Origin of the sequence: Moraxella boevrei DSM 14165, assembly GCF_000379845.1 — a bacterium.
Taxonomy (GTDB): Bacteria; Pseudomonadota; Gammaproteobacteria; order Pseudomonadales; family Moraxellaceae; genus Faucicola; species Faucicola boevrei.
In genome coordinates this window covers 28181-52558 of the sequence record NZ_KB903778.1, presented here as the reverse complement: position 1 = coordinate 52558, position 24378 = coordinate 28181, and the positions used below count along the sequence as shown (strand labels likewise).

Below are 24378 nucleotides of genomic sequence, written 5' to 3'. Positions count from 1 at the left end.
CATATGATTACCCAAGAAAATTTTATAAACGTTTTAAACCTGCTAAACTTTGAGCAACACGGGCAAATTTGGACAAAAACCATTAATAACTTTGAATTAAAAGTGGATTTCAAAGAGAAAAAACTCAGTTATCCAAATGGTATTACTTATGGACGAGAAACTACTACTAATTTTTCACAAAATGAAAATTTTGTGGTATTTGAATGTGTGCATAATTTATTAAACAGTGGGTATTTGCCACAACACATTATTTTAGAGCCAACCATACCAGGGGGGCATGGAGAAACTTCGGCTTTTGGTGATATTTTAATTCAAGACAACGATAATAAATCCTATCTATTGATTGAGTGCAAAACGACAGACAATAAAAATAGTGAATTTGAAAAAGAATGGAAAAAAATGTTAACAAATGGCGGTCAGTTATTTAATTATTTTAATACCTACCGTTCTTGTCAGCATTTGTGTCTTTACGCTTGTGATTTTAACAATCAGCAAGTAGAGCGTATTTATCATTTGATTTCTATGGCGGACAATGACGATTATTTAAATAACGATAAAAATTTAATCGGCTTTAAAACGGTACACGAAAATAATGGCGGAAAAGAAGCGTATTTCAAAGTTTGGAAAGACACTTATCAATATGACTATATTAGCCATAATTTATTTGAAAGCGAAACATTTAAAATTGGTAATCGTCCATACAACATTCACGATTTAAAATTTGTAGGTGAAAGCACCATTCAAAAGAAATATCATCAATTTGCCACCATTATGCGACAATACAATGTTTCGGGGCGTGAAAATGCCTTTGATAAATTGGTGAATTTATTTTTGTGCAAAGTGGTTGATGAAAAAAACAATCCAGACAATCTCAAAGTCTATTGGAAAGGGGCATCATCAGACAATCATTTTGATTTACAAGACCGATTACAAAAACTTTATAAAATGGGCATGGAAGAATTTTTGAATGAAGAAGTTACCTATATTGAAGACAGTCAAATTGAAGAGGCTTTTAAATGGTTTAAACATAAAAAAGATGAAACTCGTGATACCATTTTGGATTATTTTAAGCAATTAAAGTTTTATTCCAATAATGCTTTTGCCTTTCTTGATGTGCATAATGAAAATTTATTTTTACAAAATGCTGTTATTTTAAAAGAAGTGGTACAAATGCTCCAAGACATTCGCCTAAAAAATGAACACGAACAACATCAATTTTTGGGGGATTTATTTGAAGGATTTTTAGACCAAGGGATAAAACAATCCGAAGGGCAATTTTTTACACCAATGCCGATTGTTAAATTTTTAATTTCATCATTGCCATTAAACCCGTTGATTGAAAATGAAAATGTGCCAAAAGTGATTGATTATGCCTGCGGTGCAGGGCATTTTTTAACCGAATATGCAAGCCAAATCAAAGAATTAATTGGGCTTGAAAATAAGGATATTTTAAAATCCCATTATGCCAATATTTATGGCATAGAAAAAGAATATCGCCTATCCAAAGTAGCAAAAGTATCGGCATTTATGTATGAGCAAGATGATATTAACATCATCTATGCGGATGCATTGGCAAAAAACCCAAAAATCCAAAATGAGGAATTTTCATTGTTGGTTGCCAATCCACCCTATAGTGTGAAAGGATTTTTATCCACTTTAAATGATGAAGATAAAAAAGATTTTGAGCTTTATCAAGATTTAAATGAAGAAACTTTCAACTCTATTGAAGTGTTTTTTATTGAAAGAGCCAAACAGTTATTAAAATCTGGCGGTATTGGTGTTATTATTTTGCCATCATCAATATTAACCAATGGCAATGTTTATATTAAATGCCGTGAAATTATTTTAAAATATTTTGATTTAATTGCGATTGCTGAATTTGGTTCTGGTACTTTTGGAAAAACGGGTACAAACACTGTCACTTTATTTTTAAGACGAAAGACCATCAAGCCTGATCTTGCCAAGCATTACCAAAATCGTGTAGAGACTTGGTTTGGGGGCGATTTTGATACCCATATTGAACATATCTTTTCCGACAGTCATTTATTGGAAAAATATTGCCAACATTGTGGTTTTGATTTTGAGCAATACAAAGGATTTTTATTAGGTCAAGATTTTAAAATTTTTGAAAATGAACTTTTTAAACAATATCGTCAAGAATTTGATGCTTCATCAGAACTAAAAGAGCTAAAAAAGAAAAAATATTTTAAAGAATTAAGCAATGATGAAAAAAATAACAAGTTAAATCAAAGTTTTATTGAATTTTTAAAACAAAAAGAAAGCGAAAAAGTTTTTTATTATCTAATGGCACTGGATAATAAAAAAGCGGTCTTGGTCATCAAAAATCCATCTGACAATAAAGCCAATAAAGCCTTTTTAGGTTATGAATGGTCATCTGCCAAAGGCAGTGAGGGCATTAAATATTTTGGCGGTACACAACACAAAGAGGGCGAAGATGACACCTTAGAGGTATTAAAGGGTATTTATAAGATACAAACGCCATTGTTTAACCCCAATAATTTGACGGATAAAACAAAAATCAACCATTTAATTCGTGAGCATTTTTTGGGTAATGAGATTGTGATTTCTGAACAAAATCAACCTTTTGTTAGTTTGTTACCATTAACGCAAATGATTGATTTTAGTCGTACTAGTTTTGATAAAGCGATTAGAACCAGTATTCAAAAGAAAGTGGAAATTGAAAGTAAATATCCGCTTATCCCATTAGGAACTATTTGCCAAGTATTGATTGGTGGTACGCCATCACGAGCAGTATTTGAATATTTTAATGGTAATAATTTATGGGTTTCTATTGCTGAAATGAAAGGACAAATTATTACAGATACCAAAGAAAAAATTACTGATTTAGGTGTGGAAAAATCAAATGTCAAACTAATTCCAAAAGGTACAACCTTATTAAGTTTTAAATTAAGCATAGGAAAAACTGCTATTGCAGGTGCTGATTTATACACTAACGAAGCGATTGCTGGCTTAATTCCATTAGATAATACTCAATTATTAGATTTATATTTATTCCATTTTTTTAATGCAAAAATGATTGATTTAGAAAATGTTGGTAATAAGGCATTTGGTAAAAGTTTAAATAGTACTTATTTAAAAGAAGAAGTTAAAATCCCCCTACCCCCCCTAGAAATCCAACAAAAAATTATCAAAGATTGCCAAGCAATTGATACCGAATATGAAACTTCTCGTATGTCTATTGAAACTTATCGGCAAAAAATTGCAGATATTTTTAATGCCCTAGAAGTGGTTAAAAATTCTCCACAGGGGGGGGTAAAAATGTTTAAAATCAATGATTTATGCTTGATTAATCCATATTCAACCACACCTGATGAAATAGATAAATTTTATACTTATGTTGATATTGACGCAGTAGAGAATGGCACAGGTAAATTTAGCTTAGAAAAGCAAATACTAAGCCAAAATTTACCATCACGAGCCAGACGATTGGCAAAATCAGGCTCAACAATTATATCAACGGTTAGACCAAACTTAAAAGGCTTTGCTTATATTAAAAATGAAATTGAAAATAGCATTTTTTCAACTGGTTTTGCAATTTTGCAAAGTAAAGATGAAAACGTTTTATTAAATCCAATGATTTATTATTTATTTATGTATTCTAACGATTTAATGAAACAAATGGAAAAAGCTATGCCCAAAGGTCAATATCCAAGCATTAATAAAACAGATATTGAAAGTTTTGTTATTCCAATTCTACCCATTACCGAACAACAAAAAATCATTAGCCAAATTGAACAATACGAAAAAGAAATTCAAAAAGCGGAACAAATCATTGAGCAAACCGCCGAACGCAAAAAATCAGTTTTAAGCAAATATTTATAAAGAGTAAATTTAAAAATGTGGCTTACCCGTGTCAGTATCAACAATCCTGTCTTTGCAACCATGATTATGCTTGCATTTATGGTGGTGGGTTTGCTCGCTACTCAGCGAATGCAGGTAGAAGAATTTCCAGACATTGACTTTCCATTTGTGGTGATTAATACCGTGTATTCAGGGGCATCGCCTGAAGTGGTGGAAAGCGATATTACCAAAAAAATTGAAGACCAAGTCAATACCATTTCTGGCGTCAAAGAAGTAACTTCCATTTCACAAGAAGGCTTATCACAGGTGATTATCCAATTTGATTTGGATATTTCATCGGACATTGCCGTGCAAAATGTGCGTGATAAACTGGCATTGGTAACGCCCCAATTTCGTGATGAAGTCAAAGACCCGATTATCGCCCAGTATAACCCTGCTGATGTGCCTGTCGTTTCGGTAACATTTCACTCGGACACCATGCCGATGAAAGAATTATCCAGTTATTTGGACAATACGGTAAGCAAACAGTTGCAAACCGTCACAGGCGTTGGACGGGTTAATCTGCTTGGCGATAGGCAACGCCAAGTTCGCATTGTGATGAATCCTGAACATATGAACGCTTATCGTCTGTCAATCAATCAAGTCGTCAATGCCTTACGCACCGAAAATGTGGAATTGCCAGTCGGTACGATTAACAACCACAATCAAGAAATGGTTGTGCAAATTAACGGATTGGTCAAATCACCGAGTGAATTTAACCAAATTATTGTTGGGCAAAATCGTGGGGCAAACGGACAAATCACGCCGATTTATCTGTCGCAAATCGCCAACGTGATTGACGGTGAAGCAGAAAAACAATCCGCATCTTTGCAAAATGGACAACCTGCGGTGGCGATGGATATCATCAAAACGTCTGATGCCAATGTGATTGACGTGGTGGACAATGTCAAAAATCGCCTTGACGATATTCAACAAACCTTGCCTGCAGGCATTACTATGACGGTGGTTTCTGATAGCTCGGTGAGTATTCGTGGCTCTTTAACCAATGTGGTTCGCACCTTAATTGAAGGGGCGATTTTGGCGGTATTTATTGTTTGGTTATTCTTGGGGTCGTGGCGTTCTACCATTATCACAGGTTTGACCTTGCCAATTTCGTTACTGGGTACATTGGCGATGATTTTTGCCCTTGGTTTTTCTATCAATATGATGACTTTGCTGGCGTTGGCATTGTGTATTGGGCTTTTGATTGATGATGCGATTGTGGTGCGTGAAAATATCGTGCGACACGTCGCCATGGGCAAACATCACCGCAAAGCCTCCCTAGACGGTACGCAGGAAATTGGGCTTGCGGTATTGGCGACGTCGCTTGTGATTGTAGCGGTATTTTTACCTGTGGCTTTTATGGGGGGCATTATTGGTCGCTTTTTTTACCAATTTGGGGTAACAGTTTCCATTGCGGTGTTGATTTCCATGTTTGTCAGTTTTACCCTTGACCCCATGTTATCAAGCGTTTGGCATGACCCAGAAGCCCAAAATCATGAAGCTTATTTAAGCAGAAAAGTAACATTTTTTAAACAACCGATTCGTTGGATTTTGGATAGTTTTCAGCGATTTTTGGATAAAATCACCCAGATTTATGAAAAAATTTTAGCATGGAGTTTGCGTTTTCGTTTTTTAACCATGTTAATTGCGGTTGGCTCGTTGGTAATGGCGTTTTTTGCGGTAAGTTTGGTTGGTAAAGAGTTTGTTCCACAGGCTGATATGGGCGAAATGAAAGTAAAATTTGAAACACCTGTTAATGCTAATTTACAATATACCGAACAAAAAGCCACTCAAGTCAATGCTATTTTACAAGAATTTAGCGAAGTAGAGTCCACTTATGCCACGATAAACTCGTTGGCATATAGTGGCAAAAACCGTGTACAAATCAACGTCCGACTGGTGCCAAAACAACAACGCCCCAAAGATTTAAACCAGTTAAACCGAGAAATTCGTGCACGTTTACAACAAATTGGCGGTATTGAAATCACCTCCGTTGCGTCGGCTGATGAAGCGGTATCAGGCGGTTTAAAACCGATTATGATTTCTATGAAAGGCGAAAATTTGGACGAATTGCAACGACTTTCCAATGAATTTATGGCAAAATTGGCAAAAGTTGATGGTTTAGTGGATTTGGAAAGTTCGTTAAAACAGCCAAAATCAATGGTTTCCATTCACATTGACCGCACGGCAAGCAATGATGCAGGCTTGTCGGTGGGACAGATTGGACAAGCGCTGCGACCGCTTTTGGCAGGCGATAACGTTACCACGCTTAAAGATGAAAAGGGCAATAATATTGATGTCAATGTACGACTGGCGGACGACAATCGCCAAACCATCGCACAATTACAATCCATGTACTTAACGTCCAACAAAATGGATAGCAACGGTCAGCCGATTTTAATTCCGTTATCGCAAGTGGCAAGTTTTAAAGAAGAACTTGTAGCACCACAGATTAACCGCCGAGCCTTGTTCCGTGAAGTGATGATTCAGGCAAATACGGACGGTCGTCCTGCGGGTGATATTGGCGATGATATTAACAAAATCCAAAACGACATGAAATTGCCACAAGGCTATAGTTTTACCGTGGAAGGCTCCAATAAAGACATGGAAGAGTCTATCGGCTATGCAACAACTGCACTTTTGTTGGCGATTGTGTTTATTTATATGCTTTTAGGCTCACAGTTTAATAGCTTCTTGTATCCTGTGGCGATTATGGCGTCCTTGCCATTGTCATTGGTTGGAGTGTTTTTGGCGTTGTTTTTGTTTGGCTCAACGATGAATATTTTTTCCATTATTGGCATTATTATGCTGATGGGATTGGTATGTAAAAATGCAATTTTGTTGATAGATTTTATCAAAGAAGCCCTTACCAATGGGCAAAATCGCTATGAAGCGATTATGCTTGCTGGCAAAACTCGGCTAAGACCGATTTTGATGACAACAATGGCAATGGTTATGGGAATGATACCGCTTGCTTTAGGGATTGGCGATGGTGCGGAACAACAAGCCCCAATGGCTCATGCGATTATCGGTGGGGTGATAACATCTACCTTGCTGACCTTGATTGTCGTGCCTGTAATTTATACCTATCTTGATGATATGAAAGTTTTTTTTGCAAACAAATTGCTAAAAAAAGCGGTTTGACAAATGAACAACTGGCGAAAAAAGTTAACAAAAAATGGGTAAATCACCGAAAATTTGTTGATAATAACCGATTTATTTACAATTTTCTACAGCTTGACAAAACTTAAGCACAACTTTATTGTTACAATATAATCACCGCTGCCTAGCAAGCAACTAAGCAATATTGTTCAGCGTTGCACAATGTTTTTTTTAAACAACGCTTTTTTATTTTTTAATTTACTTTTGGAAAATTTACCATGAAAGTTTTAAACAAAACGAACACTTTCACCGCTAGTATTTTGGCTTTAACGTTAGCCGTAACAGGTTGTGCCAACACCAATGCTAATAGCAACCACCACGCCAAAGCAGGAGCAATGCCCCATAAACAAATGCCAAAAGATGCTCATCACCACCAACATGACGGGCATAAAATGGGCGAAATGCGTGGACATCATTTTGAGCGGTTAAACTTAACTGATGCTCAGCAAAAACAACTAGAAGCATTAAAAAAGCAAAACCATGGCAAAATGCAACAACTGCACACCAAAGCCAAGCAACAAGATGAAACTATCGCTAAACAACGTGAAGCCAAAGCCAGTACTGCAACCTTGTTAGCCTTGTATCAACAAAAACAAGCGACCATGGACGAAATGAAAGCCTTGCATGATGCGAGCGAAAAACAGTTTATGGCGATTTTAACCCCAGAACAACAACTACAAATGTACCAAGCCCACGATGACCGCAAAGAAAAGCGTCAAGAAAAACGTGAGCAGAAAGTAGAAAAAGGCGAGCGTAAACAAGGCGAAAAGCCAATGCCAAAACCTGATATGCCACCCATGCCAATGCAACCACAAGTCAAATAATCGGTTGTTTATTTCAATTCGTTAAAGCAATGTATTGAGATTTGCCAAAAATTACCAAACTTAACTGAAACAGTTCGGATTTTTTGGCAAAATTTGTTAAAATAATCAACAACATTTAATCATTTTAAGATGTTTCATTTTGCAAAAAAACAGGTGACCCAATGGACGATAACAGCACAACCAAATATATTTTGATTATTGAAGATGACCCCAGTATTGGCGAGTTATTGAGCGAATACTTGAGCATGAATTATTATGAGATTTATCATGCGACGACTGCCACTGCAGGTTTGGAAATTTTGAATAATCCGAGTAAAGAAGTGGATTTAATCATTTTAGATTTGATGTTGCCTGACATGGACGGGATGCAAGTTTGCCAAAAAGTGCGTCAACATAAAGACAGCCGTATCGCTCAAACACCGATTGTGATGCTCACCGCCAAAGGCGACACGACTGACCGTGTACTTGGTTTGGAAATGGGAGCAGATGATTATATCGCCAAGCCATTTGAACCACGCGAATTATTGGCCCGTATTCGTGCGGTGTTACGCCGTCATGACTTGCCTGCTCATCCGCAACAAAATGATAATTTGACATTTGGGCGGTTAAAAGTCTATCCAGAAAGCCACGAGGTAACCATTGACGACCGGCCTGTGCGTTTAACCACGCATCAGTTCCAGTTGTTACATTATTTTGCCACTCATTCTGGCAAAGTGTTAAGCCGTGAACAGCTATGGCACGCCATGCCAAACGATGATAGCAGTGATAATATTGACCGTGCGATTGACGTGCATATTTCACGCTTGCGTGCATTAATTGAAGACAATCCACGTCAACCAAAACGCATTATTACCGTGCGTGGTGTGGGTTATCAATTTGCCACTGATCAAGTTTAATTTAGACTTACTTTATTAGAAGTTTAAATATTTTGATCAATCTATTTATCGGTTTTTTGTATGCAAAACCGTCTGCGACAATTTGACAGCGTCTTTATCAAACTCTTTGTCAGCGTGATGCTGGCATTGATTTTGTTCGCCTGTGCTATGGTAATTTTAGCCCATTTGGTACATGACACATCTACCAACACTCGGCATCAAATTATCGCCAATCAAGTTGGACAGCAGTTAGAGCCTGTGTTGCTACAGCTACAACAAGCCCAACAAAATCAACAAAACCTTGAAACACGTTATTTGTTGGCGTTGGTAAGGCGAAGCTTTAATGTTTATAGCGAGTCGTTAAATGCTCGTTTTGGGCTATATGATGCCAAAACCCGTCAAGCGATTATGGTGGCAAAAGGCTTGCCTGATATGTTGCCACCCGAGCCGACTTGGTATAACAGCCTTTTACCGACTAACGACGACCCCAAACGCCCGACCGAAGTGCAAATACCAAGCCAAGCGGGTTATGTGATTTTATACCATTCTAATATTAATCAAAAACCACCGATTTCCCCTGCAATTAATCTGATTACAGGCACGCTATTATTATTGCTGATTATGTCAGCGATGCTATGGTTTATCACGCGTACCATGACATGGCGGATTAATCAAATGAGCCGTCAGATTAAACAGCTTGGTGATGGTGATTTTAGCGTGCGAGTTACCCCTGTTGGCAATGATGAAATTGCAATTTTGGCAAAAGGTTTTAACCAAACCGCCGAACGCATTGAAACTTTGATGAATGCCAACAAACTTTTGCTAGCTCACGCATCGCACGAGATACGCACGCCGATTACACGCATTCGCTTGCAAGTAGAAATGATGAGTATGCTCGCCAGTCAGCTTGGTGAAAAAGGGCAAGAAAAATTTGCCAAACGTGCCGATGCAGTTAACCGAGATTTAACAGGATTAAATGATTTGGTAGAAAGTATTTTGCTCGTAAGCCGAATGGATGCAGGTCACGCCGTGGAAAAGATGGCGGATGTTAATCTGTATGAACTGATAAAAAATGAAGTACAACATTATCCAAAAGCGAGTTTTTACGGTGCAAAATTGCATATTGAAGGGCAAGAAAAATTACTCACGCATTTAATTAGAAATTTGTTGGATAACGCCCATTTGCACGGCGTGCCACCTGTGACGGTGCAACTCTACGCCATTGATGAGTTAGGCAATGAGATTGATTTGCCAATCATGAGTTTTCAGGCATCAATCAATGAAAATACTGAAACTACCGATATTTCTACAATTGAAACGATGAATGACAATCAACCAATTAGCGACAATGCGAATGTTGAGATGACTGAAAATAAAACTGCAACTGAACCCCCACAAACTGAAAAACCAATTTTAATCAACAAAAGTACGCTTTTTAGTCGTAAAAAGGTAGATAAAAATAATCATCAAATCGCCACAACACCCCATTATCAACGCATTCGCATTGCGGTGATTGACCACGGTACAGGCATTGCCATTGACAAACGCCAAGATATTTTCTCGCCCTTTGTGCGTTTACAACAAGAGAAAAAAGGTTCTGGTCTAGGGCTATCGCTAGTCGCCCAAATCGTCACCGCACATCATGGTACGATTATTACCGATACGTTAAATGGACAAACACGGTTTTTAATTACCTTACCGATTAAGCAACATTAACCTATTTGTTAAGTTTATTTGTCAAATCATTTCTTCTTCAGTTGGCAATTCAAACGATGAATGATAACTCATCGCAACAATTTTGATTTCATCATCAAATTTGATATCGGGCAAAACATACTCACTTACCAAGTCGCCTTGCATTGACAGCACGCACTAATGCCTTGTTGTTTGACCATTTGCTGATTAACCCCTTTAGTTTTTGGTATTAAATCTAAAACAAGCATTTAATTTTTCCACAATTTTTCATTGACAATTTTTATCAACATCACACCAAGCTTTACCCAATAAATCAATGTTTGGTTTATTTTTCCAATTAAAAAATATCACATTTCTATCAATCTATGTTAAAATTGCAATCTTTTAGCCAATTTTTAACCAAATTTTTTATGATAATCCTTGACAACATTAGCAAACGCTTCCAAACCCAAGATGGTAACTGGTTTACCGCCGTTGAGCCAACTTCCCTGCACATCAAGCAAGGTGAGATTTTTGGCTTAATGGGCTATTCTGGAGCAGGAAAATCCACCCTACTTCGCCTGATTAATCTATTAGAACGCCCAGATACAGGCAAAGTTACCATTGATGGCAAAGAATTAACAGCGTTATCCAACCATGATTTACGCCACGCTCGCCAAAATGTTGGGATGATTTTTCAACAATTTAACCTAATGGCAAATCGTACCGTAGCCCAAAATGTTGCCTTTACCCTAGAAGTCGCAGGTTGGGAACACCCAAAAATTATGCCTCGTGTCATGGAATGCCTTGAAATTGTGGATTTGACCAATCGCGCTAACCACTACCCTGCCCAGCTATCAGGTGGCCAAAAACAGCGTGCAGGTATTGCCAGAGCCTTAGCCCCAAAACCGCACGTCATGCTTGCCGATGAGCCGACATCAGCTCTTGATCCTGCGACGACTAAATCGGTATTGTCCTGTTTAAAAGAGATTAACGAAAAATTTAACGTTACCATTGTGATTGTTACCCACGAAATGTCGGTTATTCGGCGTTTGTGTCACCGAGTGGCATTGCTTGACACGGGCAAATTATTGGAAGTAGCACACGTGCAACATGGCGAAATCCACGCCACAACCGACATTGGTAGATTGTTAATTGAAGAAGACTAAAGGTACATTATGGCAAATGAATTAACTTGGCAATCTGCCACCAACAATCTATGGGCAATGCGTGATGAAATTTGGCAAGCCTTTTGGGAAACCTTAGTCATGGTCGGTATTTCTGCAGTGGTATCGGTGATTTTTGGCACGTTGCTTGGCGTGGCGTTATTTATGACGAGCAAAAATCAACTTGCTGAAAACAAGCTTTTTTATCGGATTTTGGGTAATATTACCAATCTGATGCGAGCCTTTCCGTTTGTGATTTTGATGATTGTAATTATTCCTGCTACTCGCTTGTTAGTTGGTACGACCATTGGGCCTGTCGCTGCATCGGTGGCGTTGAGCCTAGCGGGATTGTTTTATTTTGCCCGCTTGGTGGAACAAAACTTACGTGATGTGCCAAAAGGCATCATTGAAGCAGGGCAAGCCATGGGAGCTAGCACTTGGACGATTATTCGCAAAATTTTGTTGGTAGAAGCCCGTTCAAGCCTTGTATTAAGTATCACCACGCTTACCATTAGCCTGTTGTCATATAGTGCAGCGGCGGGAATGATTGGCGGTGGCGGTTTGGGTGATTTAGCAATCCGCTACGGCTACAACCGTTACCAAAATGACGTGATGATTTTTATGGTAATTTTGCTCGTTGTCATGGTGATTATTATTCAAAGTGTGGGTAATTTAGTGGCAGAAAAACTGGATAAACGTTGAGAACCTGCATTCGCCACCTTATGCAATTAAATTGTTACTTTAAAAACAAAATATGACTTTGATGTTACACGAAAATTGGCTAAATCTGGCTTGTTAAAAAAATTTGACGTGTCATGAAAAAATTTCATATATTCAGTAAAAAATAATATAACAAATTTTTGTTAAATATGCTAATGTATTGCGATATTGTTAACACCTTTTTTAACCCATTATCTTTTAACCAATTAGTAAACGTTTTTAAAAACAATTTTCAAACCAGTTTTAAGATACATTTTAAAAAAACTTACAACCCATTGGAGTAGCCCATGCAAACCACAAAAATACACCAACAACTTGCGAAAATCTTTGCTACCGTTGGCTTATCAAGCCTTGTACTCGTCGGCTGTAGTAAAACCGAGCAAACACCTAGCGAAACTACCGTTCAAGCCTCTGCCCCAGCGAGCGAAACTGCAAGCAGCACTGCCAGCACAACAACGACAGATACTGTCGCTACAGGCATTGACCCAAATAAACCTGAAATCGTGTTCGGTACTTCGGTTGGTGACTTTGGTGATATGGTAAAAAACAGTGTCAAACCACAACTTGAAAAACAAGGCTATAAAGTAAAATTGGTAGAGTTTTCAGACTACGTACGTCCAAACCAAGCCTTAGCAAGCGGTGATATTGACATTAACATTTTCCAACACAAGCCCTATTTGGACGATTTCAAAAAAACTCACAACTTAGATTTGGTAGAAGTATTCCAAGTACCGACCGCACCACTTGGCATCTATGCGGGCAAAGCTACCTCACTTGACCAAGTCAAAGATGGCTCTAGCCTATCTGCACCGAATGATCCAAGTAACTTTGCTCGTGCGTTGGTGATGTTAAACGAGTTGGGTTGGATTAAATTAAAAGACGGTATCAACCCATTGACCGCATCAAAAAATGACATCGCAGAAAACACCAAAAATATCAAAATCGTTGAGCTAGAAGCAGCTCAATTGCCACGCTCTCGCTCAGATGTGGATTTTGCCGTAGTAAACGGGAACTATGCAACTAGCTCGGGCATGAAATTAACCGAAGCATTATTCCAAGAACCAAGTTTTGCCTATGTCAACTGGTCAGCCGTTCGTACTGCAGACAAAGATGCCAAATGGGTAAAAGACGTCACCAACGCGTATAATTCAGCAGCGTTCAAAAAATACGCTCACGAAACTTTCCCAGGTTATAAATACCCTGCAATTTGGAACGAAAATGCCAATACAGCGACTGCAACGGCATCAACCACTGCAAGCGTTACCAAATAAGCCAAGTTTTTACGCAAAACAAAAGCCATCTAAATTTAGAGGGCTTTTTTATTGAACTTTATTGAAAAGTTATGACGTTCAATGCTGATAAAGTCAAAATACCAATTAAGATAAGGTTTGTGCCATACGTTGACGCATTTTTTGCCCTGCTTTAAAAGTGACAACACGGCGTGCCGAAATCGCTACCGCTTCACCTGTTTTTGGGTTACGACCGGGGCGTTGATTTTTTTGTTTTAATTCAAAATTACCAAACCCTGATAATTTGACATGATAGCCTGCAGTCAAGCTCTCTGACAACACGCCAAAAAAACTTTCCACGAACATACGCCCTTCTTGACGTGTCATGGATAGATTATCCATTAAATATTGCACCATTTCAGATTTGGTTAAGGTGTTTGGTGTGTTCATGAAGCGTTCCTTTTTACAATTTTTACAAAATTTATACAAAACTATACGCTATACTTTAGCATATTTTGCCAAAGTTACAAAATATTTTTGCAAAATTTTTGCAGTTTTTGGATAAATTAGCTAAAAAATACGATAAAAAGATATCTTTTATCAACTTTATCGTATTTTCCCTGTTTTTGCCAAAATATGATGAAAATCAACCGTTTAGCAAGATTAATCTCTTAAAACGGCTTTGTGCTGATTGATTAACGCCGTAACAATCGCATTAAAGTTGGTGTTAATCAATTCATCCGACAGCGTGCCTTCATTGTCTTGCCAAATCATACCAAACGCCAATGATTTTTTGCCGTCTGGCAAGCGTTCGCCTTCATACACGTCAAATAGCCATACTTCTTTGAGATGCTCGCCTGCATGGGTGCGAATGTCAGTCAATAAATCTTGTACCGCCACCGATTTATCTACCAACACCGCCATATCACGGCGGACGCTTGGGAATTTGCTTGGGGCGGTAACAGCATTTTGCTGATGATGCAATGTAATCAAGGCAACCACGTCAAATTCTGCCACCCATACCGTTGGTAAATCAAGGGCTTGGCTAATGCGTGGGTGCAACTGCCCTAAATAGCCGATTTTTTTATCACCCACAAAAACGTCCGCCCCCTGACCTGGGTGCAGAAAGTCAAGGCGACTGCGTTCATACCGCACTTGACCGCTCGCAAGTAGTTGCACAGGCAATACACGCTCAACGTCATGTTTTAAATCATAAAAATCCATGCTCGCTTTCACCGTAGTATCAAAAGTAAACGGTTGTTCAGGATTTTGCATGCCGAGAGCAACTATTGCTAGCGTTTCAATTTGCGATAGATTTTCCACCGTTTCACCATCAAAACGCAAACCTGTTTCAAACAGACGAATACGGTTTTGCTGACGGTTTAGGTTATATTTTACGCATGGTAACAGGCTTGACAACAAAGTGCGACGCATCACCGCCAAATCTGCAGAAATCGGATTGGTAAGGGCAAGTGGTTTAGCAAACGCTTGATTATCAAAGAATTTTTCAATTTTTCCATCGCTAAAACTAAAACTCACCGCCTCAAAGTAACCGGCATTGACAAGGGCTTGTTTGAGATTATCACGCACGATTTGCTCACTGTTATCATATAGGCTCGCCTCAAAACTTGGCAAGTGATTGGCAATGTTATTGTAGCCATAAATGCGTACAATTTCTTCTACCAAATCTTCGGCAATGGTAATATCGTAACGGTGGCTTGGTGGTGTACAAGTTAAAGTATCGCTATTTTCGGTGGTTTGAATTTTAAGTTTTTGTAAAATATCAATGCAAGTTTGCTTGTCAATCTCTACGCCAAGTAGCGAGTTGATTTTGTCAAATGACACTGAAATAGGGTTACGTTTTGGCATTTCATCAGCATTGTCATGCACGCTAATCTCATGCACGGTTGCATTGCCAAATTCTTCTAATAATGATACCGCACGATTTAAGGCAAGCTGTGGCAGCTCAAAGTCCACACCCCGTTCAAAACGCTGACTTGCATCGGTATGTAACCCAAATCGACGAGCCTTACCTGCAATCACTGTTGGTTTAAAAAACGCACTTTCAATCACGACATTTTTGGTAGTATCGCTGACCGCCGTGCGTAGTCCACCCATAATGCCCGCTAAGGCAATCACACCGTCATCATCAGCAATCACAAGCTCATCGCCGTGTAAAGTGATTTCGTCTTCGTTTAATAAGGTGAATTTTTCGCCTTTGTTGGCAATGCGTACCGTAATTTGCCCAACAATTTTATCTTTGTCAAAAGCGTGTAACGGTTGACCGAGTTCCATTAAAACAAAGTTAGTAACATCAACGAGTAAATTTTTGGGCTTAATGCCAGAACCGTTGAGGGCGTCCGCCATAAATTTTGGTGAGCTGACATTGTCCACGTCGGTTAACACTTGGGCAAAATAGCGTGGGCAATCGGTCGTGATTACGTTAAGGGCTTGTTTTATCTCACCAGTTTTGGCAGGCGTTTTGTCATCAAATGGCAAATTAAAAGGTAAATCGTTTAGCACTGCTAGCTCTCGTGCCATGCCACGCACGCTAAAACAGTCACCACGGTTTGGCGTGATAGAAATGTCAAAAATATGATTGTCAAGGTTCAAATACGCACGCACGTCCATCCCAATCGGGGCATCATTTGGCAAAATGAGTAGCCCATCCACACCGTCATCGCAATCAATCTCGCTACCACCGCACAACATGCCGTGCGACTCAACCCCACGCAGTTTGCCTTTTTTGATTTTAAACGGTTTGTCATCAATTGGCGGTAACTCTGCCCCAATTGTTGCCACAGGTACACGCACGCCAACGGTTACGTTTGGTGCACCACAGACGATTTGTAGGGGTTCGCCAGTACCGATGTTTACGGTGGTAACTTTTAATTTATCAGCGTCTGGGTGCTGTTCTACCGTTAGCACTTCGCCCACGACGACACCGCTAAAATCACGAGCAACTTTGGTTAAATCATCAAGTTCCAAGCCTGCCATGGTAAGCTGTTCGCCGATTTGTTCGGCAGTTAAATTTGGGTTCACCCAACGACGGAGCCAGTTTTCATTTAGTTTCATAAATATCTCTTTTTTTCACAAAAAATTTTTGCAATTTTACCATAAACGCCCCCAAATTGCTGAATTTTTCCACCTCTTTGCATAGATTTTTTTTGCCAAATTCTTTATACTAAAGCCATTGGTGGTATTATTTTTCGCGTTAACTGTTATTTATTGCAAAATTTTGTTTTTAAAAGGAAAATTAATGTTAAAACGTTCACTTTTATTGTTTGGTATCGCAACCGTTGGTTTATCTTCACCTGATGAAGGGATTGCCAACAACGCTATTCATCCAATCTCACTTATTAATCCTGTTAAAAATTTTAATATATTTAATCAATCGACCACGAATCAAACGCCACAGATTAGCACAGCAAGTACAACAGCAGAAACGTTAACAGCTACCGCAACCAATAACCCAAGCGACAGCGTTAATATTGTGGCAGTTGGCGATGTCATGATTGGTTCAAATTTTCCCAATGACGGCTTTTTACCGCCGAATGATGCTAAGGATAGCTTTAAAGCAGTTTTACCTTATCTAAAAGGTGATGTGGTGTTTGGTAACTTAGAAGGGGCAATTTTGGATAACGGCATTTCTACCAAATGTCCGCCACAAACCGATAAAGACCAAGAGATAACAACTGCAAAAACAACGGAAAAACCAACCGCAACCAAAACCGAGAACACAAACACCGAAAAAGCCAAACCACGCACTTGTTATGCGTTTCGGATGCCTGAACGTTATGCTCAGATACTTAAAAATGCAGGGTTTAATTTGATGAGCTTGGCGAATAATCATGTGGGCGATTTTGGCGATGTTGGACGGCAAAAAACCGTAGAAAACTTGACAAAAGTTGGTATTCATCACGCAGGTTTATTGTCAAAACCGACCGATATTTTTGAGCAAAATGGGGTAAAATACGGTTTTGTGGCATTTGCTCCCAACATTGGCACAGTGAATATTAATGATTTAGCCAATGCCAAAAATTTGGTAAAAAACCTTGAAAAACAAGTAGATATCGTGATTGTGTCCTTTCACGGCGGAGCAGAAGGGGCAGAATATGTACACGTTCCCAAAACCATGGAGCTATATCTCAACGAAAAACGTGGTAATGTGTATGAGCTAGCTCACAGCTTGATTGACGTGGGGGCGGACGTAGTGATTGGGCATGGACCGCACGTTACTCGTGGTGTGGAGCTTTACAAAAACCGTTTTATCGCTTATAGTTTGGGTAATTTTAACACCTATGGGGCGTTTAATGTGCGTGGGCTAAACGGCATTGCACCGCTCATTAATATTACAATGAACAAAAATGGTGAATTTTTGCAAGCGGATGTGGTGTCCATTCAACAAACCAAGGAAAAAGGACTACAGCTTGACCCCAAGCATCAAGCCTTTGGCGAATTAAAACGTTTGACGGCATTGGATTTTCCCGATACGCCGTTGATGTTTGAACAGCAAAAAATTTTGAAAAAATAGCATTCTTAAAAACAACGTTGGCAAAATATTTTCGTTAAACAATAACCGTCCACAAGGCTTTTAACCCAAGTACAAGCAAAATTCCAAGCGTCATTTTTTTAAACACAGCCACCGAAATTTTGTGGCGAAAATAAAAACCCACAGACAAGGTTAGCACCGAAATGATGCTAATCGCACCATATAACAGCAAATCTTGTGTGGGTTTTATCAACATCGCAGGGGCAAGCACAAAAATTTGGGCAATTTTGCCAACAACATAACACAAGTTACTGGATTTTATCATCTCCATTTTTGGGTCAGCTAAATGGCTCGTCGCCGATAACAAATACATGACCAGTAACGGCGACATCGCATTGGTCGCTCCACCCAAAATCCCTGCGAGTAAACCCACCACAATGAGCGTGGGCTGATTGTTAGGCAAGGTAAAATTTCGCCCTGTCCGCATGGCGATAAACTGCATCGCAACATAACCGACAATCAAAATCCCCAATACCAAAATCAACACATCGCTTGGGATAATATAGACGAGTTTTGCCCCAAACCAACTACCAATAAAACTCAGCAGGGCAAGCAACCCATATTTTTTGAAATAATAACCAACCTTACCACCGTCCAAAAACACCACCAAATTCACAAATAAACACGGCAATACGGTAAGCATCAACACTTCACGCATGGGCAAAAAACTTGCTAAAGCGGTAGTGGCAATCAAGGTCACGCCAATCCCTGTCATACCATGAAATACGCTAGACACAACAAAAATGGCGATAATAATAAAAACTGTGGTGATGTCCATGTTTTTAGCTACAACGTGATGAAATGCAACTAGTTTAGCATAGATTAGCAAGACAAGCATCATTGAAATTATTTGCTGTTTTTTACGTAAAGACAGTAAAGATAATAGAAATTGACCGTGCGACTGGCAAACTTTTTTAACCTTTGATTTAAAATTTTCCAATGTTGATAAGCGTTTAAAATATACGTCAAATTCAGAAAATGATATGAATTTTGCAGACTATTCATCTACAGACTAAACCTAGTAGTTAAAAAACCACCCAAATAAATTTGCGTGGTTTTACCCTTTCATTTATCAAATATCAAATCAAAATTAATCTGCTCTTAGTAAGTCATTAATTGACGTTTTTGCTCTTGTTTGGGCGTCCACTTTTTTCACAATTACCGCACAGTATAGGCTATGCGAGCCATCTTTGCTTGGCAAAGAGCCTGACACAACAACAGAGCCTTTTGGGATACGACCGTATGAGATTTCACCTGTTTCGCGGTCTAAAATTTTGGTGGATTGACCGATATAAACGCCCATAGAAATAACCGAGCCTTCTTCCACAATCACGCCTTCCACGATTTCACTTCTAGCCCCAATAAAGCAGTTGTCTTCAATAATGGTTGGGTTAGCTTGTAGTGGTTCTAATACACCACCAATACCCACACCGCCCGACAAATGCACGTTTTTGCCAATTTGGGCACACGAGCCGACAGTCGCCCATGTATCTACCATGGTGCTTTCGTCCACATAGGCACCGATATTGACATAGCTTGGCATTAAAATTACATTTTTACCGATAAATGAGCCTTTACGAGCCACGGCAGGGGGAACGACTCGTATGCCTGCGTTTTTAAAATCTGCTTCTGACCAATCGGTAAATTTGGTGTCCACTTTATCAAAAAAGCGTAAATCGCACGACTCAATGGGCTTATTGTCATTGATTTTAAAAGATAATAGTACCGCTTTTTTAATCCATTGATGAACCACCCATTCGCCGTCAATTTTTTCGGCAACTCTTAGTTCACCTTTGTCTAATTTGGCAAGCACTTCATCAACGGCAGAACGCACATCGGATGGGCAATCGCTTGCCCCAAAATTGGCACGGTTGTCAAAGGCGGTTTCAATGATAGATTGTAAATTTGACATAAATTTTCCTACAGCTTAAATTGACTATTATTACCCAATTTTATCACTTTGGCAAATTAAAATTTGTGGTTATGCTCATTGGTTATGGCAATCAGTGAAAATCCCCTAAGAATGATATCTTAAGGGATTTTGTAGGTTTTAGATAATGGTATAATTGATTTGTGTTTCGTCAAATCCTGTGCCAATTATCGCAAACTGTACCGCATCGCCTATGCCTGCTCCGTCTTTATCATAAGATAATGCCCCAGTCTGGCTGTTATATTTGATGTGTTCTTTGATATTGTCTTTGGTTAAATTATCAAACACGCTTAACGCCAAGGCAATGCTATCTTCACTTACATTAAAGTCGGTGATGGTATCCACCGAGCCATTTAATAGATTACTAAATACAAAAGTATCTTTGCCAGAACCACCTGTTAAAGTATTGGATAATTCATTACCAACAATGCGGTTGTTCAAATCATTACCAATGGCAATTTCTGCTATGCCAAACAAACTGATATTTTCCACATTAGCAGAGAGTGTATAGCTCTGGGCATGGCTGTACACGGTATCTATACCTTCAAGGTGATTTTCTACCACCAAATCTTTAGCATTATCCACGACAAAAATATCATCACCTTTGCCACCGTGAATGGTATCCACGCCTTGACCGCCGTCCAGAAAATCGTTGCCGTCTTTGCCGTCTATCCAGTCATCGCCCTTGCCACCAAAAATTTCGTTGTCGGCGACATTACCTTTAAGATTATCATTATAATCCGAACCGATTAAACGTTCTAGCTGTGTGCCATAGCCGATAAAGGCTTGACCGTCTGTAAAGGTATATCTGCCTTTGCCTTGTGATAGGTAGCGTTGGGGGTCATTGACAAAACCGTCCATGCCTAAGAATTGCTGTGCAGATAAATCTTCATGTTTTTCTAGCACAAAATTCTGGGTTTTTTCGCCACGATAAATCCAAGACCCTGGTGTCAAATCCACCGTAACACGCTCTTTTTCTTTGGACGCATCAAAAGTATCTACGCCTGCTCCGTCCCAAATATACACATCGCCGTCTGCCACTTGTGTGTTAAACGCCTTGAAGGTATAAACATCATCGCCTGTACGTTCATTTTTGTTTACGCCATAACGATATTGCACAAAAGCAATGTCAAATATACGCAAATCCCAACGATTGACGTCCATTTGTGTACCTTTATATGACATCACGCTAAGCCCTGTGCTGTCTTCGGTATAGCTTAACGGGTTAGGTGTTTCGTGGGTATGTTTCATGCCCAAAGAATGTCCAATCTCATGCATTACCACATGAAATCCATTACGATTATCCATGTAATTGTGGCTGGTGCTGATGTTCACATTACCGCCAAACTCAGCAGTACCTGCTGCTTTTGTCAATGGGCGATGATGAAATTCAATGTCGGCACGCCCAACACCATTTGGTACATTCACACCAGAATTGTCAGGCAATTCTACAAATTTCAAATCGGCATATTTAGCATAATTAGCAAGGGCATCACGCACAGCTTTACGATTGGTATGTGTCCAATCTCGTGCTTGATAATATTCTTTGTTAAATGAATAAGTAATCTCTGCCCCTTGACCGTATTCAAAGCGTTTTAAATAGCCAAAATCTTTGTGAATAGTTTCCACCACTTTAATAAAATAAGGCAATTCGTTTTCGCTTGGGGTAACAAATTTGCTGACAAATTCACCTTTTGCCTTACCTGTACCTGTCTCATAAGCATGTTCGGTTTGTACGCTTACTTTTTGTCCTTGATAATTTTTCCCTGTCAAAGTGGCAGTGAGTTTATCGGCTTGTTTTAACACACCATCTTCTACCGTAACAGCAAAACTCAAATCTTTTTGTACTTCGGTACGCACGATTTCTTTGCCAATGGTGATGTCCACCGTATCGCCTGCTTTTGCAGAGCCTGACACTTGCCCTTTGATTTCGGTTTGGTTTAAGGCAAAATCTTGTTTTACCGATCCATTTGCCACATAGGGATTGTTGTTAAATTGATAAGCATTCGTGGCAAGCTGTGGCGTACCTTGGAATACCACTTCACCATGTTGATAATCGTATAGGCTGATACCACCCTTATTGACAAAACTAATTTCTTGTCCTTTGGCATTTTGTAAATCTGCAAGGCTGATGTCCCACGAAAATGACTGGTCTTTGGTATTGACCGCCACTGCATACTCTTTGCCATTTAATTTAGCAATAAAGGATTGTAGCTGAATGGGGTTTTGATATTTGGCAAACAAACCATCAAGTGTAATTTTGCCCGTCAAACGCACCATGTTGCTTGGGTTGATTTCTACCATGTCATTGATTTTGATTTGAGTGGACGCAAAATTATCTACTTTATAGGCTCGTTCGCTCGCTTGACCGTTTAGGCTGGCTGAAACTTTACCAGCTTGATTTTCCACCAAAGTTTTTGTATCCACATCAAGGCTAAATGTGCCATTTTCCACTTTTACATTGTGTTTATCATTGCCAATTTGCACTGTTACCATTTGACCATTTGCATTTTCTGCCGTGCCTGTGATTTTGGTTTTGGCGGTTTTGCTTTCGGTTACATTGATGACATCATCGTTGGTAATGCTGTTTAAATGAACATTTGTTTCTTTTGGTGGGATGGGCGATGTCGGCATTGGTGATGTAACAGGAGACGTAACGACTGCCCCCACATTATAACTTTGCTCATTTGAATGCGTACCAACATTACCCACATCATCAATGCTCTCGATGCTGGCTGAAATTTTTTGACTGGCATTTTGAATAAGTGAAATTCGTGGCACTTCCACGCTAAAAGTACCATTTGGGGCAGTGCTTGTTGCCAAAATGGGGGCGGTAAATTCTGTACCATTGACCAGTATTTTGACCTTATCGTTCGCCTTAAATTCGCCTGTAACCGTACCAGTTAAAGCAATTTTTTCCGTGCCATTTTGAGCAATTTCACCGATGTCATTTAGCTTAACCGTGATTTGTGGAGCAATCGTGTCCACCAAAAATTTGCCAATAGATTGATTTTCTGCGGTATTACCTGCTTTGTCTTGTACGCTTACTTTAACGGTGTAGTTGTTATCGCCTTGTACGGCTTTGGCAATGTTTTCAGCCAAATCAAGTGTCCAAGTTTTAGTGTTTGGATTGACCGTTGCCAAATGTGTCTGACCGTTTAACAATACTTCCACTTTCACAGATGATTTTACCACGTCATCATCAAAATTTAGATTGCCAGAGAGCGTTAGCCCTTTTTTGGCGATATTGACCGTTTGATTATTGTTGGCAATTTCCACCGTTGGGGCATTTAAAGCCACATCATAAGTATAGCTTTGATTTTGTTCAATGATTTTTTCGTTGCCCGCTTTATCTTTGGCGGTCAAATGCCATGTTATATCTTGACCATTTGCAAACTCACTACTTGCAACAGACACTTGATAATAATCACCATTTTTTGTGGCAACATAATCCTTACCATTTACTACGATTTTTACGGCAAGGGTTTCATTGTCGCCTAGATTGACCACTTTGCCACGCAAAATAATGTCATTTTCAGCCGTTTTAGCGTTAATCACGCTATCTTGACCGATTTTTTCGTAAACAAAACTTGGGTCAGGCGGTGTAATGTCCACGTCATAGGATTTTTCGGCTGTACCTGTGGCACTATTGCCTGCATCGTCCTTTGTTGTTAAGCTTGCTTTGACCACTGTACGACCATTGCCGACCATCTCCGAGCCGTCAAAATTGACGCTGAATGCCCCATTTTTGATAGTTGCTTTAATATCTACCCATTCCACACCTGTGCAAGTCGGGCAACCGCAAGAAAGCATTATTTCATCGCCATCTTTGGCATTGTCCACCCTGCCAGAGACGTTGATTTTACCTTCGCTTTCTTTTAAATTAATCACATTATCATCGGTGATATCGTTAAAGTTGATTTTGGGTGTATCAATGTCAGTATCTACTTGATAAGTATGGATTTCTTTGCCAATTTCTTTTCCGTTTCGGGTTAGGCTTGCCAAAATTTGATTATGAACAACTAAGGTTTTACCGTCTAAGTTTAAGCTAAATTTGCCGTCCGTAATAACAACTGTTTGGCTTGCTGTGCCAATCGTTATGCTCAAAACATCGCCTGTCTTGCTGTTTGCTACCTTGCCTGTAATGGTAAGGGTAGTTTGGCTTTCATTTTGGTTGATGATGTTGTCATCAGTAACATTATCAAACGAAATTTTGGGCGGATTTTTGGCAAGCTCTTTTGCTTCTGCTTGCTCTTTTGCATCTTGTTCAGCTTTTTCTTTAGCGATTTTATCGGCTTCGGCTTTTTCTTTAGCGATTTTATCGGCTTCAGCTTTTTCTTTAGCGATTTTATCGGCTTCGG

At 39.3% G+C, this 24378-nt stretch carries 15 protein-coding genes; 9 read left to right on the top strand and 6 right to left on the bottom strand.

Going from position 1 to position 24378, the window contains the following annotated elements:
* The first annotated feature begins 3 nt into the window (after positions 1-3).
* The 5 genes from A3G3_RS0104685 to A3G3_RS0104660 all read left to right on the top strand — a co-directional run bounded on the left by A3G3_RS0104685 (position 4) and on the right by A3G3_RS0104660 (position 10462).
* On the top strand, positions 4-3864 hold the full coding sequence (locus A3G3_RS0104685; protein ID WP_019519384.1) for an N-6 DNA methylase: 3861 nt from the start codon (positions 4-6) through the stop codon (positions 3862-3864).
* 15 nt (positions 3865-3879) lie between these two features.
* Positions 3880-7029, top strand: a complete 3150-nt coding sequence (locus A3G3_RS0104680) for an efflux RND transporter permease subunit (RefSeq protein ID WP_019519383.1) — start codon at positions 3880-3882, stop codon at positions 7027-7029.
* A gap of 236 nt (positions 7030-7265) precedes the next feature.
* Entirely contained in the window at positions 7266-7871 is a 606-nt protein-coding gene (locus A3G3_RS13975) for a Spy/CpxP family protein refolding chaperone (protein ID WP_019519382.1), read from the top strand.
* 161 nt (positions 7872-8032) lie between these two features.
* Positions 8033-8767, top strand: a complete 735-nt coding sequence (locus A3G3_RS0104665) for a response regulator transcription factor (protein ID WP_019519380.1) — start codon at positions 8033-8035, stop codon at positions 8765-8767.
* A gap of 60 nt (positions 8768-8827) precedes the next feature.
* Positions 8828-10462, top strand: coding sequence for a sensor histidine kinase (locus A3G3_RS0104660; protein WP_019519379.1), 1635 nt, complete (start codon positions 8828-8830; stop codon positions 10460-10462).
* Positions 10463-10483: 21 nt separating this feature from the next.
* Here the strand turns inward: A3G3_RS0104660 and A3G3_RS14810 are convergent, their stop codons facing one another.
* Positions 10484-10615, bottom strand: a complete 132-nt coding sequence (locus tag A3G3_RS14810) for a hypothetical protein (protein WP_267283244.1) — start codon at positions 10613-10615, stop codon at positions 10484-10486.
* Positions 10616-10851: 236 nt separating this feature from the next.
* Here A3G3_RS14810 and A3G3_RS13195 point away from each other — a divergent pair, with 236 nt between their 5' ends.
* The 3 genes from A3G3_RS13195 to A3G3_RS0104640 all read left to right on the top strand — a co-directional run bounded on the left by A3G3_RS13195 (position 10852) and on the right by A3G3_RS0104640 (position 13577).
* Positions 10852-11589 (top strand): methionine ABC transporter ATP-binding protein, encoded by a 738-nt coding sequence (locus A3G3_RS13195; protein WP_040631295.1) that lies wholly within the window; start codon positions 10852-10854, stop codon positions 11587-11589.
* 9 nt (positions 11590-11598) lie between these two features.
* The gene (locus A3G3_RS0104645) at positions 11599-12288 is read left to right on the top strand and encodes a methionine ABC transporter permease (RefSeq protein ID WP_019519376.1); all 690 of its coding nucleotides are present in this window, start codon (positions 11599-11601) and stop codon (positions 12286-12288) included.
* A gap of 305 nt (positions 12289-12593) precedes the next feature.
* Complete coding sequence (locus tag A3G3_RS0104640; RefSeq protein WP_019519375.1) at positions 12594-13577, top strand: MetQ/NlpA family ABC transporter substrate-binding protein; 984 nt, start codon at positions 12594-12596, stop codon at positions 13575-13577.
* A 105-nt stretch (positions 13578-13682) separates the two neighbouring features.
* On the opposite strand, the gene A3G3_RS0104635 is transcribed toward A3G3_RS0104640, so the two are convergent.
* Together A3G3_RS0104635 and pheT are read right to left on the bottom strand one after the other, a co-directional pair.
* Positions 13683-13985, bottom strand: a complete 303-nt coding sequence (locus tag A3G3_RS0104635; RefSeq protein WP_019519374.1) for an integration host factor subunit alpha — start codon at positions 13983-13985, stop codon at positions 13683-13685.
* Positions 13986-14198: 213 nt separating this feature from the next.
* Entirely contained in the window at positions 14199-16610 is a 2412-nt protein-coding gene (gene pheT, locus A3G3_RS0104625) for a phenylalanine--tRNA ligase subunit beta (protein WP_019519372.1), read from the bottom strand.
* Positions 16611-16794: 184 nt separating this feature from the next.
* Between pheT and A3G3_RS0104615 the strand changes: the two genes are divergently transcribed.
* Entirely contained in the window at positions 16795-18069 is a 1275-nt protein-coding gene (locus tag A3G3_RS0104615) for a CapA family protein (protein WP_019519371.1), read from the top strand.
* A 34-nt stretch (positions 18070-18103) separates the two neighbouring features.
* Here A3G3_RS0104615 and A3G3_RS0104610 read toward each other — a convergent pair whose 3' ends face one another.
* From A3G3_RS0104610 to A3G3_RS13190, 3 genes are all read right to left on the bottom strand, one after another.
* Positions 18104-18865, bottom strand: a complete 762-nt coding sequence (locus tag A3G3_RS0104610; protein WP_019519370.1) for a sulfite exporter TauE/SafE family protein — start codon at positions 18863-18865, stop codon at positions 18104-18106.
* Positions 18866-19177: 312 nt separating this feature from the next.
* Complete coding sequence (dapD, locus tag A3G3_RS0104605; protein ID WP_019519369.1) at positions 19178-19999, bottom strand: 2,3,4,5-tetrahydropyridine-2,6-dicarboxylate N-succinyltransferase; 822 nt, start codon at positions 19997-19999, stop codon at positions 19178-19180.
* A 138-nt stretch (positions 20000-20137) separates the two neighbouring features.
* A partial coding sequence (locus tag A3G3_RS13190; protein WP_019519368.1) for a M12 family metallo-peptidase occupies positions 20138-24378 on the bottom strand: 4241 nt, incomplete at its 5' end.